At 60.4% G+C, this 13,899-nt stretch carries 8 protein-coding genes and 4 pseudogenes; 10 read left to right on the plus strand and 2 right to left on the minus strand.

The features are described 5' to 3' along the window. The first annotated feature begins 140 nt into the window (after positions 1-140). Both ABQJ48_RS24865 and ABQJ48_RS24870 read left to right on the plus strand, forming a co-directional pair. Complete coding sequence (locus ABQJ48_RS24865) at positions 141-929, plus strand: SDR family NAD(P)-dependent oxidoreductase (RefSeq protein ID WP_367840620.1); 789 nt, start codon at positions 141-143, stop codon at positions 927-929. 86 nt (positions 930-1,015) lie between these two features. Then, a complete protein-coding gene (locus ABQJ48_RS24870) occupies positions 1,016-1,744 on the plus strand; it encodes a haloacid dehalogenase type II (RefSeq protein ID WP_367840621.1) in 729 nt (242 codons plus the stop codon). A 203-nt stretch (positions 1,745-1,947) separates the two neighbouring features. Here the strand turns inward: ABQJ48_RS24870 and ABQJ48_RS24875 are convergent. Next, positions 1,948-2,325, minus strand: a pseudogene (locus ABQJ48_RS24875) (hypothetical protein); the annotation flags it as partial. On the opposite strand from ABQJ48_RS24875, the pseudogene ABQJ48_RS24880 reads away from it, so the two are divergent. The 8 genes and pseudogenes from ABQJ48_RS24880 to ABQJ48_RS24915 all read left to right on the plus strand — a co-directional run. Next, a pseudogene (locus ABQJ48_RS24880) lies at positions 2,284-2,619 on the plus strand (DUF932 domain-containing protein); the annotation flags it as partial. The pseudogenes ABQJ48_RS24875 and ABQJ48_RS24880 overlap by 42 nt on opposite strands. 628 nt (positions 2,620-3,247) lie before the next feature. Further along, positions 3,248-3,397: pseudogene (locus ABQJ48_RS24885) on the plus strand (class II fumarate hydratase); the annotation flags it as partial. A 38-nt stretch (positions 3,398-3,435) separates the two neighbouring features. Beyond that, positions 3,436-3,636: a hypothetical protein gene (locus ABQJ48_RS24890; RefSeq protein WP_367840622.1), complete on the plus strand. Its 201-nt coding sequence runs from the start codon at positions 3,436-3,438 to the stop codon at positions 3,634-3,636. A gap of 172 nt (positions 3,637-3,808) precedes the next feature. Further along, positions 3,809-5,701 (plus strand): annotated as a pseudogene (locus ABQJ48_RS24895) (molybdopterin dinucleotide binding domain-containing protein). Next, complete coding sequence (locus ABQJ48_RS24900; protein WP_367840624.1) at positions 5,694-7,106, plus strand: cytochrome ubiquinol oxidase subunit I; 1,413 nt, start codon at positions 5,694-5,696, stop codon at positions 7,104-7,106. The pseudogene ABQJ48_RS24895 and the gene ABQJ48_RS24900 overlap by 8 nt, the downstream one beginning before the upstream one ends. A 30-nt stretch (positions 7,107-7,136) precedes the next feature. Further along, on the plus strand, positions 7,137-8,126 hold the full coding sequence (locus ABQJ48_RS24905; protein ID WP_367840625.1) for a cytochrome d ubiquinol oxidase subunit II: 990 nt from the start codon (positions 7,137-7,139) through the stop codon (positions 8,124-8,126). A 672-nt stretch (positions 8,127-8,798) separates the two neighbouring features. Next, positions 8,799-10,205 carry a class II fumarate hydratase gene (gene fumC / locus ABQJ48_RS24910; protein WP_367840626.1) on the plus strand — a complete coding sequence of 469 codons (1,407 nt, stop codon included), beginning with the start codon at positions 8,799-8,801 and terminating at the stop codon, positions 10,203-10,205. Between the two features lie 87 nt (positions 10,206-10,292). Continuing rightward, the gene (locus ABQJ48_RS24915) at positions 10,293-11,990 is read left to right on the plus strand and encodes an NAD-dependent malic enzyme (RefSeq protein ID WP_367840627.1); all 1,698 of its coding nucleotides are present in this window, start codon (positions 10,293-10,295) and stop codon (positions 11,988-11,990) included. A gap of 388 nt (positions 11,991-12,378) precedes the next feature. On the opposite strand, the gene ABQJ48_RS24920 is transcribed toward ABQJ48_RS24915, so the two are convergent. Next, a complete protein-coding gene (locus tag ABQJ48_RS24920; RefSeq protein ID WP_367840628.1) occupies positions 12,379-13,893 on the minus strand; it encodes an NAD(P)/FAD-dependent oxidoreductase in 1,515 nt (504 codons plus the stop codon). Between the last annotated feature and the right edge of the window lie 6 nt (positions 13,894-13,899).

The following is a 13,899-nucleotide window of genomic DNA, read 5'->3' on the forward strand; positions in this document are numbered from 1 at the left end:
CCGCAGGCCTTAGAAGCGCCCCTCCGCTGGGGCAGAAATCAGGCACTGTTCGAGCGCCCGTTTCGAGGCTAACAGACTTGTCACCAGCTTGGGCTTTGAGAGTCGGTTTGCATTCGAATGCGGCGCCTTGAACGTCTCTCGTGAGGGAAAGCCAGCCTGGCTCGTGTGGGTGCATAATTTTGGGCAAACGAATCGATTCACCCAATGTCACTCTCGAACGCGGAGAAACCATGACTGAACCCGAGACAGCATTGATCGTGGGCGCGGGACACGGGTTGAGCGCCTCTCTTGCGCGCCTGTTGGCGGCAGAGGGAATGCAGGTTGCGCTCGCTGCCCGCGACACCGGCAAGCTGGCGGACCTCGTCGATGAGACGAGCGCCCTCGCGTTGCGTTGCGACGCCAGTCGACAGGACGAGGTCAACGCGATGTTTGAGAAGGTCGAGCAAGCGTTCGGCACGCCGGACGTCGTCGTGTACAACGCGAGTGGCCGTTATCGCGCGGCAGTCGCAGACATCGAGGCATCAAAACTTGAGGATGCGCTGAAAGTCACCGCGTTGGGCGGCTTTCTCGTTGCACAGGCCGCAGCGGCTCGAATGCTGGCACGCGGTAGCGGCACCATCCTCCTGACCGGCGCTACGGCGAGCGTCAAAGGGCTACCCGGTTCGACGCCATTCGCGATGGGCAAATTCGCTTTGCGCGGGATGGCCCAATGCATGGCACGAGAACTCGCCCCCAGGAACATTCACGTTGCGCACTTCGTCATTGACGGTGGGATCGCCAGTAGTCGGGCGCAACCAGATGACGACAGCACCGACGATAAATGGCTGAACCCTGATGCCATAGCGCAGGAGTATCTGCATATTCACCGCCAGCATCGCAGTGCCTGGACATGGGAGGTCGAGTTGCGGCCCTGGCTCGAGAGATTTTAGGGGCGCCCTGCCCGTCGATTTGCCGAATGCGTCCACGGGGCCCGGCAAATCAATTCGCTTTATCTCACTCTTGACAGGTGTACTACATGGCAGACAACTCGGAAATCAAAGCGCTCCTGTTTGATGTATTCGGAACGGTGGTCGATTGGCGAAGTGGCGTCGCTCGCGACGTGGGCCAGTTCTTGGCCGGCCGAGCCCTGCCGATCGATTCGTTCGAGTTCTCGGACGCGTGGCGACGCGAGTATTCACCGGCAATGGAAGAAATACGAAGTGGACGGCGGCCGTTTATCAGGCTTGACGTACTGCACAGAGAAAACCTGGTCAAGGTGATGAACGACTACGGCATCGATACCGGTTCGATTGCTGCGGATGAACTCGACGAGCTGAACTCCGCCTGGCACCGCCTCGACCCGTGGCCCGATTCGGTTGAAGGGCTCTTACGGCTCAAGCGGCGCTTCGTGATTGCCCCGCTATCGAACGGCAACATCCGGCTGATGCTGGACATCGCAAAAAGGGCTGCACTTCCTTGGGACGCAATCCTGGGTGCAGAGGTCGTTCGCGCATATAAACCGTCGCCGCAAGTCTACGTTGAGACTGTCGAAATTCTTTGTCTGAGGCCGGCGGAAGTTTGTATGGTTGCAGCTCATAACGGCGACCTCGCCGCAGCAAGAGCGTGTGGACTGAAGACCGCCTTTGTTGTTCGGCCCGTCGAACACGGCCCGAACCAGCACAGCGACCTGCGGGCTGAACAGCAGTGGGACTATTCGGCGACGGACTTGAACGACCTCGCAACCCAACTCGGCTGCCCGATTTAGCGCGAGGCGCGTATGACTTTGCCGCGCGATACGCGGCTGAAATGCGCGATGTCAGTGAGCGGAGCTTTGGCAGTGTTTTAGCAGCAATTGAAATAGAACTAGTAAGATACAACAAAGTATGCTCGTTTTTAAACGCTCAAGCACCGCATTCAGTTCCCTACTCATGGTCGCTGTATTCGTCCTGTGGGCAGTGCTGTTCTTTCATGCAGTGAAAGCATCGTCTGTTGCGCCTGCGTCTTGATCGGCACAGAGCGCATGTGCGGTCGATTTACCGCCTCGCAGATTGCCTCAGCATCGGCCGCATCAGTCTTGTTGCCCTTCACTTAAGGTCGAACGAACTGCGGGGCAATCAGGCACGCCGTGTGTCCGAGCCTCGTGAGTTGCCGGCCCCAATAGTGCGAATACCCACATGCCTCCATGCCAACCACGCACGGCACAAGCTTGGCGAAAAACGTCAGTACCTCATCGCGGCGCAACTGCTTGCGTACGACAATATGCCCTTGCGAATCCACTCCATGAACCTGGAATAGAGTCTTTGCAAGGAAGGCATGCGCGACGTGACGCTTGACCGTGACGAACAACACCCGTTTGCCCGCTCCGCGCTCGCCCTGCGCTACGACCCAACCGATACCGAGACACCTGCTCCGATCATTGAAATCCAGTTGCTCGCCCCACGTCGCTTCGAGGATCGCCGCGACGACCCCTGGACGGTCTTTGTCCGCGGGCAGGAAAACCTCACGAAAGGTGGTCTGCATGGACGCTCGCACACCGGCTGCTCGATGTCCACGCGCCCCATCACCGGCATCGACCAGAACGTGAAACGCAACCGCGCCCTCTGGATGCTCGCGGACGCGATGCGCCAGATGAAGGCGTAAGCATGGCAGGGGTGGCACCCGCCCCCCACTCCACGCCATTCCATCAGTATTCCTATCCGGGTCGATTCCTGATGGTTTCCGGCAGCAGCCTGACCCGGAACTGCCCGTCCTACTTTCTGGACTCAACCATGCAATCCCATGAAGTCGAATGCGACGCACACTTCCGGCAGCAGTTGGCCGCTAAAAGAGTCAGCGGCGACCGTTGTCAGAACGGTCGGCACCCCTTTTCGCGGGAATGCGTGGGACCCGCACGGTTGCGCGAAGGCAACCGCGCCAGCGTCCGGTTATTGGATGACTTCAGTCGAAGTTGCATCGGCAAGGCAAGCGTCCACGGAAACAGAATATAGCGTTGTGCTCTACTGAGACATTGCACGTTTATGTAATCCGGAACACGTCCAGGTGCCTCGCCTCGTTGCTCAACTAGCGTCGACCGCCAATAGCCTCGCTGGGCCGATTCCAGATTCATGTAATACCCGTCGCCGCCCCCACGAACTAAGATCGAAGCGTCTCTTTGGAATGTTGCGGCCAACCAGTCTTTTGACCGTCGATAGCGAACTGTGATTTGTAGACCGACTGCTATCGGATCCGATCGACCATCGCCTGATGAGGTGACGAGAGGGAGGGAACGATGATTGAAATCACGAGAATGGAGCGCGACACGTTCGGGAAGCTCGCCGTACCGAACGATCGCATGTGGGAAGCGCAGACACAGCGCTCCCTGCAGAATTCTCGAATCTCTAGCGAAACGAAACCGCCCGAATTCCTCCATGCACCGGCTTTTTTTCTGCACGGACTGATCACAAGGAGTATGCCGAGATGAAACTCGACGCGACTACCTTCCGGCAACTGCGTCGTCTTGCTCCAGTACTAGACGACGTACTCAACGCTGGGGAGGTTGAGTATCCACATCAGGCCGTGAATCTGGCTGCACTGGCGGCCTTGTGTTCGCAGCTATTCCAGACATATGAGCACCGCAAGCCCGCCGGGATGGAGCAGGCACGCGTCGACGTGAAATAGATTGCCCGTCGAATGCAGTTCGCTGTCGGTGAAAAACACCGACTGCAGTGCAAACGACGGTAGTCAGGTGACGCTATCGAGTTGGCCGACCTCGCGCAATATCGCGAGTAACAGTTCACCGAGAAACTAAAGACCCTCGCGGGCTCTCTTTGAACTGGTAAAGGAAACAGACATGGGCAGGAAGAAGGTAATCGGCATCTACAGGGACCCTGCAGGCGATAGGGGCGCGCTCAAGGCAACAGGCGAAGCGCTCGCGCTTCAAGGCATTGCCGTTTCCGGCGCGAAGACGCTATTGCATATGAATCAGCCGAAAGGTTTCGACTGTTCCGGCTGCGCGTGGTCCGACCTGAAACACACGTCGTCGTCCGACTTCTGTGAGAACGGTGCAAAAGCAGTCGCGTGGGATGCGACGGCGAACCGATACACGCCGGAGTTCTTCGCCGCGCACAGCGTGTCCGAACTCACCGCATGGGACGTCTACGACCTTGAAATGGTCGGACGCCTAACGCATCCGATGGCCTATGACCGCGCCTCAGATCGCTATTTTCCCATCAGTCGGGAAGATGCGTTCGCGCTCGTGGACCACCACCTGAATGCGCTCGATCATCCTGACCAGGCCTATTTCTACACGTCGGGCCGCTCGTCGAACGAAGCCGTGTTCCTCTATCAACTCTTTGTACCCGAATTCGGCAGCAACAATTGTCCGGACTGCTCGAACATGTGCCACGAGGCAACGAGCGTTGGCCTGCCGCAATCGATCGGCGTCGGCAAAGGCACGGTCTTGCTCGAAGATTTCGATTACGCCGACGCGATCGTCGTCAACGGGATCGGTATCACGCAGTATCATCGCCGCGCGGAGAACGTTCAGCGGATCGAGAACCTCGCCCGGCTGCGCGGCAACGTCGGACGACCGGGCGCCGGCATTTGCCCCGTGCGCGGACATTCGAACGTGCAGGGCAACCACACGGTCGGCATCACGGAAAAGCCGTCGGCGCAGCTGATTGAAGGTTTCGAATGCGCCTTCGGGTTCTGCGCGCCGGAAGGCCACGGTCACGAAGTGATTGCGACGATCGACTCAATGATGCGTGGCGACGCTAAGGTTTTCATCGCGCTCGGCGGTAATATCGCGGCAGCGATTCCCGACTGGGTCCGTGTGCAGGAGGCCATCCGCAAGCTCGACCTGACAGTGCACATCGCAACGAAACTCAACCGCAGCCATCTCTTACACGGCAAGGACGCGCTGATCCTGCCATGCCTCTGCCGCACGGAGATCGACATTCAGGCGGATGGGCCGCGACCGATCACCGTCGAAGATTCGATGTCGATGGTGCAGGCATCCTCAGGCCGGAACGCACCTGCCTCGCCACATCTGTTAAGCGAACCGGCCATTGTCGCGGGCATCGCGCGCGCGACGCTCGGCAAAAGATCCCGCGTGCCATGGGAACACATGGTGGCGAACTACGCCCGTATCCGCGATGCGATCGAAATCGTATCCCCCATCTTTCAGGCGTACAAGGAGCGCATCCGCGTGCCGGGTGGTGTTCATCTCGCATCGACGCCACGCGAACGCGTGTGGGCCACGCCAACGGGCCGCGCCAATTTCCTCGTCTTCAAAGGGCTTGACCAAATCCCCTGGCACAACGACCCCGAAGCGCTCTGGCTCACGACGATGAGCAGGCACGACCAGTACAACACCACGCTCGATTCGCACTGGGACCGCTACCGCGGCGTGTCCGGACAACGCGACGTTGTATTCATGAACCAGCGCGAACTGGAAAAGCGCGGACTGCATCCGGGCGAGCGCGTCAATATCGTCGCGTTTTCGACGGATAGCAACGAACGCATCATCCGCAGCCTCAAGGTGGTCGACTATTCGCTGCCCAACGGCTGTTGCGGTGCGTACTACCCCGAAGTGAATTCTCGTGCCGCTCTACGCGTTCGACCCGCAAAGCGCACGCCGTCGTACAAATCTGTGCCCGTGAAAGTGCTACGTGCCGCCGCCGTGCGCCCGGATTCCGGGACCCGTGCAGTCGCCCTGCAACGCCGGGAGCCCCACTATGCCTGATCATGTTCTCGACCTGTCGCGCGCGCAGTTCGCGATGACCGCAGTCTTTCACATCCTCTGGCCGATCCTGACGATCAGCCTCTCCGCGTTCCTGGTGCTGATCGAAGCGCTGTGGATCAAGACGGGCAACGTGATGTACTACCGGCACGCGCGTTTCTGGAGCAAGCTGCTGGCGCTGAACTTCGCAGTCGGCGTGGTCAGCGGCATTCCGATGGAGTTTCAGTTCGGCACTAACTGGGCGGGCTTCTCGCAGTACAGCGGTCAGTTCATCGGCAATATTCTCGGCTTCGAAGGCGCAATGGCCTTCATGCTCGAAGCGGGGTTCGTCGGTGTCATGCTGCTCGGCTGGGGACGCGTGCCGCGCGGCGTCCATCTGTTTGCAACGGCGATGGTCGCACTCGGTTCGAGCATCTCCGCGTTCTGGATAATGGTCGCCAATTCGTGGATGCAGACGCCGGCGGGGTATGCTGTGGTCAACGGCAAGATCGAGGTGACCGACTATGTCGCCGCGATCTTCAATCCCGACATGGTTTGGGGCGTGTCGCACATGTGGGTCGCGGCAATCGAAACAGGCATGTTCGTGATCGCGGGCATCTCGGCCTGGAACCTCTTTCGCAAGCGCCAGCCCGAGTTCTTTGCGCGTTCGTTCAAGATCGCGCTCACCGTGCTCGTCTTTGTTGCCCCGCTACAGATCTGGCTCGGCGATTCGAGCGGAGTGAGCGTGTTCGAAACGCAGCCCGCCAAGGGCGCGGCAATCGAGGGCCACTGGCGCACCAACCCGCCGGGCACGGCCGCGTCGTGGTCGCTGCTCGCATGGCCAGATCAGAAGGCGCAGCGCAACGACTGGTCGCTGGAAATTTCCGGCATGCTAAGCATCCTCGGCACGCACTCGCTGCACGGCCGCGTAAAGGGTCTCACCGAATTCAAGCCTGAAGACCAGCCGCCGATGATTCCGCTGCTCTACTACGCCTTCCGCGTGATGGCGGGGATCGGCTTCGTTTTCATGTTGCTCGCGTTCTGGACAGCGTACGCGCTCCGCAAGACGCGCGGCAGCCTGGCTGCACTGCTTGCGCAGCGCAAGCTGTTGCTTGCCTGGGTGCTGTGCATACCGCTGCCTTATGTCGCTGTCGAGGCGGGCTGGATCGTCCGCGAAGTGGGACGTCAGCCGTGGGTGGTCTATGGGCTGCTGCGCACGAATCAGGCGGTATCGAGCGTGGCCGCGACGTCGGTCTCGCTCAGCATAGCGATGTTCTTCGCGTTCTATGTCGTGCTGCTTGTCACGTTTTTCGTCCTCGCGCGCCGCTGGCTACACAAAGGTCCCGATCTGACCAGCGTGCCGCCCGTCAACGTCACCGCGCGCGGCGCTTCCGCCACGACGACCACGCCCCCCAATTCCGGCTACTGATGCCGGGTACTCAGCTCACGAGGTTGCCTCATGGATAGCTCTGCCCATTCGCTGCTGGCCTATATCTGGTTCGGCCTGCTCGGCCTGATGCTGATGTTCTACGTTGTCACAGACGGCTTCGATCTCGGCGTCGGCATTCTCAGTTTGCTGCGGTCGCGGCGCACGGATCGCGACGTTATGGTCCGGTCGATCGGCCATGTATGGGACGCCAACGAAACATGGCTGGTCGTGCTCGGCGGCGGGCTGTTTGGTGCGTTTCCCATCGCGTACGCACACCTGCTGCAGGACCTCTATCTGCCCGTCATGGCGCTGATCGCCGGGCTTATCATGCGCGGGGCCACGATCGAATTTCGTCATAGCGTCGAGCACGGTCCGCTGTGGGACAAGGTGTTCGGCATCGGCAGCCTGATCGCGGCGCTCGCGCAAGGCGTCGTGCTCGGAAAGGTCATTACGGGTTTCGTGCCGGACGAGCTGAACAGGACGTTCGTCGTCGTGGCAGCGATCGGCGTCGTCGCGGGCTATGCGTTGCTGGGCGCGACGTATCTGGTGGCAAAGACTGTCGGCATGATCGAGCAATGGGCGCGGCGCATGGCGTTGCTGAGCGCGATCCTGACGGTAGCCGCCGCAGTGCTGCTGACGGTTGGGACCTGGTTCTTCAGTGACGTCGGCCTCGAACGCTGGTCGCAGCCGGGAGTCATGCATGTGCTGATCGCACTCGGCGTCGCAGCAGCGCTTGCGTTCTCGTTCATCATGACATCGCTCTATCTTGGCGCGACGCGCGGTCCGTTCCGCGGCGCGGTAGCTCTTTTCCTCGTGTCGTTCATCGGTCTCGCGGTAAGCCTGTTCCCGGACTTCGTGCCCGGCAAGTTGGGCATCGTCGAAGCCGCTTCCGATTCGCGGACTCTCGCGTTCATGCTCGCCGGTATCGGCCTGATCTTTCCCGTGATGATCGGCTACAACCTGTACCAGTACTACATCTTTCGCGGCAAGGTGGTGGGCGAAGCACATGCGGGCGATTGATCCGCGCCGCCATTTCACATCACATCATTCATGGAGCCGTCATGTTGGGTTTGCTAACGGACTGTTGATTTTGAGCCGGCCCACCCTGCATCCATTTCAACGGAATGAACTTTAACCGTGTACCTCGCGAAAAAGCGCATTCCGTTTGTTTGCCTCGTCGGCCCTGGTCACAGCGTCTTTGAAACCATGCGATCTCTCCTGCACGAGCGGTTGAATCGGCTGCCGTGTGTTGCGCGCGAGACGTTCACCCGGACCGCAGTCACATCAAGGCCCGCAGCAATCACCATTGAGCGGCCGAGGGTGCCGGATTGCTTTGATGATAGTTAGCATGGCAAATGATGTCTATTACATGAATCTGAACTTACTCCAGCGAATTTATTGGCGCTCAGCGCATGTTGAACAACGAGAACAGGCACCTGGACGTGCCCCGGATTACATGAATATGCAATGTCTCGGTTGAACACAACGTTATATATTGTTTGTGTGGACGCTTGATCTGTCTTTCAACGTGGCGACCTTCAATAAGGGCGCCTTCATGCTCCACGGCGAGAGTCTGTTCATATCCCGACCATGCTCGCTTACGCCGGCGAGCAGTTGCCGTGTGTTCGTCGGCAGGGTCCGGTGCGCTGCCGGCTACCGACCGCGCCGAATGCCAAATTCTGGAGGATCGACATGACCGAAGTCCGCATCGAAACCGACAGCCTCGGCGAAGTGCGTGTCCCTGCTGACAAGCTCTGGGGTGCCCAGACCCAGCGGTCGCTCGAGCATTTCAGCATCGGTCGGGACATCATGCCGCGCGAGATGATCGTGGCGTACGCGATATTAAAGAAAGCCGCGGCCACCGCGAACCACGCGGGCGGGCGGCTTGACGCCAGGATCCATGAGCTCATCGTTCAGGTATGCGACGAAATTCTGGCCGGCCAGCATCACGACATGTTTCCGCTTCACGTCTGGATGACCGGCAGCGGCACACAGTTCAACATGAACATGAACGAGGTGATCTCGAACCGCTGCTGCGAGCTCGCCAGCACTGCCCTCGGCAGCAAGGCGCCCGTCCATCCGAACGATCACGTCAACATGTCGCAATCGTCGAATGACAGTTTTCCATCGGCGATGTACGTTGCGGCGGCGGTCGGCGTGAAGCAGCGACTGATCCCGGCCGTCATGGCGCTTCACGACGCCATCGCGGCCAAGGCCGCCGATTGGCAGGACATCGTCAAGATCGGCCGTACCCACATGCAGGATGCGACACCGCTGACCTTGGGCCAGGAATGGTCGGGCTATGCCGGTATGCTCGCTGAGAATCTGGAGCATCTCGACGACGCGCTGAAGAGCGTTTATCGCCTGGCTCTCGGCGGCACGGCTGTGGGCACCGGCATCAACGCCGCCCCAGGATTTGCAGAGGCTGCCACGGCCGAGATCGCGAAGCTTACCGGCCTGCCGTTCGTGAGCGCGTCCAACAAGTTCACGGTGCAGGGTGCGCACGACGCGCTCATCCAGCTCTCAGGCACGCTCCGGACGCTTGCCGCCTCGCTCTACAAGATCGGCAACGACGTCCGGCTGCTGGCCTGCGGCCCGCGCGCCGGCTTGGCCGAGCTGCTGATCCCGGAGAACGAGCCCGGCTCATCGATCATGCCCGGCAAGGTGAACCCGACCCAGGCCGAGGCGTTGACGATGCTGGCGGTCCAGGTCATGGCGAACGACGTGGCCGTTGGCTTCGGCGGCGCCGGCGGCTATCTGGAGATGAATGTCTACAAGCCGCTGATGATCGCGAATATCACCCAGTCGGTGACCCTGCTGACCGACGGCTGCATCAACTTCCGCAAGTTCCTCGTAGAAGGCACGCAACCGAACCGGAAGAAGATCGCCGAATACGTCGAGCGCTCGCTGATGCTGGTAACGGCGCTCGCGCCGGTCATCGGCTACGACAAGGCGTCGAAGATCGCTCACCACGCGATGGAGCAGGATCTGACGCTGAAGGAGGCGGCCCTCTCTCTCGGTTTTGTCAGTGAGGCGGAATTCGACCGCGTGGTCGACCCGGCGAAGATGGTCAAGCCCTACGTCGCGACCATGGTCTGATTCCTTAAATCTATCGCAGATCCGATGGCGACGGCCGGCCGCGGTCGCCATCGGTCTGGCCTGAAAGCGGCTACGAAGGAATATCCGATGAGTGATTCAACTAATCTCGTTGCACCGGTTGAAACCGATCTGACAGGATTCGCCCTGATCAACACGCCGATGCTCAACAAGGGCACGGCTTTCACGGATGAGGAGCGCTGTGTGTTTGGTCTGCACGGGTTGCTTCCGCCGCATGTCGGCACGCTCGAGGAGCAGGTCGAGCGCAGGCTGAAGGTGCTGCGCGCCTACGCGACCGACTTCGAGCGCTACGCATTCCTGCGCGAGCTGCAGGACAGCGACGAGACGCTGTTCTACGCGCTCATCGCCGGCAATCTCCAGGAGACGCTGCCGCTGGTCTATACGCCGACCGTTGGTGAAGGCTGCCAGCGCTTTAGCGAAATCTGGCACAAACCGCGCGGCGTTTTCATCAGCTATCCGAACCAGCATCGCATTCGCGAGATATTGTCGGACGCCCGCTTCGATCGGGTGCGCCTCATCGTCGTCAGCGATGGCGAGCGCATCCTGGGGCTCGGCGACCAGGGTGCCGGCGGCATGGGCATCTCGATCGGCAAGCTGGCGCTTTATACGGCCTGTGCCGGCATCCATCCGGACGAAACGCTGCCGGTCCTGCTCGATGTCGGAACGAACAACCAGGAACGACTTGACGATCCGCTCTATGTCGGCTGGCGGCACGAGCGCATAGGCCGCGATGAGTACGATGCCTTCGTCGAGGAATTCGTCACGGCCGTGTCGGAGCGCTGGCCCGACGTGTTGCTTCATTGGGAGGATTTCGCCGGTTCGAACGCCGCCCGCCTCCTCGAACGCTATCGTGATCGGCTGTGCACCTTCAACGACGATATCCAGGGCACCGCCGCGATCGCGGTCAGCACGCTCCTCGCCGCCATCAACGTCACTGGCGTACCGCTAACGGAGCAGCGCATCGCCGTGCTCGGCGCGGGATCGGCCGGATGCGGCATCGCTTCCCTGCTGCTCCAGGCGATGATCGATGCCGGTGCCGACGAGGTCGACGCACGCCGCCACTTCTTCCTTGTCGACCGCAACGGGCTGCTCGTCGAGGGCATGCCGGACATCACGCCGGCGCAGAAACCATTCCTTCAGAACCCGGAGGCCATCGCCGGCTGGAATCGGGAGGCACCTAACGCGATCGGCCTGCTCGATGTGGTTTCCCATGCCCACCCGACGGTGCTGATCGGGGTTTCGGGGCAGGCCGGTGCCTTCACCGAGTCTATCGTTCGCACCATGGCGAGTCACGTCGAGCGGCCGGTCATCTTCCCGCTGTCCAATCCGACCTCGCGCAGCGAAGCGACTCCGGAGCAGCTCATGGCCTGGAGCGAGGGGCGCGCTCTCATCGGCACGGGGAGTCCATTCCCGCCGCTTAACTGGAACGGCCAGACACGGAAGGTCAATCAGACCAACAATTCCTACGTCTTTCCGGGTATCGGGCTGGGCGTCCTCGCCGCCGGCGCGCGCCGGATCACCGATACGATGTTCATGGTCGCCGGAAAGGCTGTGGCCGCCATGTCGCCGACGGTTACGGACAAGGAGGGGCTGCTTCTCCCGCCTGTTACCGACCTGCGCAAGGTCGCGGTGGCCGTCGCGAAGGCTGTCGCTCGTCAGGCGCAGGCCGACGGCGTCGCCGAGCTTTGCGATGAGGCCACCCTCGACGCCCGCATCGCGGCGCTCGTTTGGGAGCCGCGCTATCGGCCTTATCGGAAGCGCGGTTGAAAACCGGTCCTGCGCGCCACATCGGTTGTCGCGCGGGGCCAACACGTCTCAGGGGCCTATCCGGCTGCGACGGGCACCAACGCGTGCGCTCGCATAAAGCGACGTCACTAGCAAAAATGGGGGCAATCGAACAATAGTCGACGACGTGTGCAATGTGGTCCACGAATTTCATGTTGCATCCGGAGTCTCAGTCGGAAGGCTGAAGCTGAACGGCATCTCCGAGTCAAACGGAGTAGGAAGAATGTTACTCAAGATCGGTGAGACGGTCCCGCCTTGAGCATCTGCTCAATCAAACGCAGCACACGACTGTCCGAAACGCGCTGCCCTACCCAGGCCAGTAGCGTCCCCGCCTGGAACGTTTTGCCGTGAATCGCGATGTACAGGCGGCTCAATGCAGTTTAAGGCGGGGCTCAGTTTTACGGCCGATGCGGTCGCTCAGCATCAGAAGACCAGTTCGAAATACACCAACGAGCGCGACCTGGTGCATCCGGTAAAGGGAAATGTAGAACATCCTGGCTAACCAGCCCTCTACCTTGACACTTCCCATCAGGTTGCCCATCAGATTGCCCACGGCACCGAAGCGAGACAGTGAGACCAATGAACCGTAGTCCCGGTAACGGTATTCGGGCAGAGGCTTGTCCTCAATGCGAAGCTCTATGCCCCCGGCGAGTAATGAGGCCTGCTGGTGGGCTGCCTGTGCCCGGGGCGGAACAGTTTTGCCGCTACCGTCGCCCAGCGGGCAGGCCGCGCAATCACCCAGTGCAAAAATATTGTCATCCCGTGTTGTCTGTAATGTTGGGCGTACCAGCAGTTGGTTGATCCTGTTGCTCTCCAGCCCGTTCAGGTCCTTCAGAAAGTCGGGGGCTCTGATTCCTGCCGCCCAAACTTTCAGGGTTGCGGGAATGACCCTCCCATCGACTGTCTTCAAACTATCTGCGGTCACCTCAGTGACTGCCGCGCCTGTGATCACCGTCACGCCGAGCCCTTCGAGCGTCTGATGTACCTCGAGACCGATTCGCTCCGGTAGTCCAGGCAAAACACGCGGTCCGGCGTCGAGCACGGTAATCCGCATGTTCTCCGGCCGGATATTGCTTAAGCCATAGGCAGCCAACTCCTGCGCTGCGTTATGCAGCTCTGCAGCCAGCTCGACGCCGGTCGCACCGGCGCCGATGATGGCGACACCAAGCTCGACCGCTTCGGACGAGCCCGCATGCGCTGTCAGGTAGTGGCTCAGTAATTGTTGATGGAAGCGAGCCGCCTGTTTCGGGTTATCAAGAAAAATGCAGTGCTCGGAGGCACCCGCCGTATGAAAGTCGTTCGTGACGCTGCCCACGGCGATCACCAGCGTGTCATATGACAGGTTGCGTCCAGGTACCAGTTCCACGCCTCGCTCGTCAATCGTGGCAGACAGTTGTATGGTCCTGGTTGCACGGTCCAGTCCACAAAGGCGTCCGATCTGAAACTGGAAGTGGTTCCACTTTGCTTGCGCGACGTAATCAAGCTCGTTTTCAGAGGCTTTGAGCGATCCGGCTGCCACTTCATGAAGCAGTGGTTTCCAGATATGAGTCAGATGCGTGTCGACAAGGATGACTTCCGCCTTGCCGCGCTTGCCGAGGCTGCGGCCCAGGCGAGTGGCAAGCTCCACGCCGCCGGCCCCGCCACCCACGATGATAATTCGATGGGACATAACAAAGGAAACCTTGAGGATTGTAGATTGCGGCAGGAATGCTTTCCTGGCTTCGTTCGCGTGTGTATCCAGCTGGCGACGGCACCGACCGTCACCAACCGGCTGCGGGATTTCCGTTGGAGCTACGCGTTGCTGGCGCGTTTCCATTAAAGAAAGGAATTCACCGTCAGTTGAATGAAGTGCCAGACCCGGCGATTCGTTGAGGGCGGTGCTCAAGAAATT

This window comes from Paraburkholderia suaedae (genome assembly GCF_040812055.1).
Classification (GTDB): domain Bacteria; phylum Pseudomonadota; class Gammaproteobacteria; order Burkholderiales; family Burkholderiaceae; genus Paraburkholderia.

Coding starts and splice junctions, on each gene's coding strand:
- ABQJ48_RS24890 (WP_367840622.1), top strand. CDS start 3,436: ATGAAACTCGACGCGACTACCTTCCGGCAACTGCGTCGTCTTGCTCCA.
- ABQJ48_RS24905 (WP_367840625.1), top strand. CDS start 7,137: ATGGATAGCTCTGCCCATTCGCTGCTGGCCTATATCTGGTTCGGCCTG.
- ABQJ48_RS24915 (WP_367840627.1), top strand. CDS start 10,293: ATGAGTGATTCAACTAATCTCGTTGCACCGGTTGAAACCGATCTGACA.
- ABQJ48_RS24900 (WP_367840624.1), top strand. CDS start 5,694: ATGCCTGATCATGTTCTCGACCTGTCGCGCGCGCAGTTCGCGATGACC.
- fumC (WP_367840626.1), top strand. CDS start 8,799: ATGACCGAAGTCCGCATCGAAACCGACAGCCTCGGCGAAGTGCGTGTC.
- ABQJ48_RS24870 (WP_367840621.1), top strand. CDS start 1,016: ATGGCAGACAACTCGGAAATCAAAGCGCTCCTGTTTGATGTATTCGGA.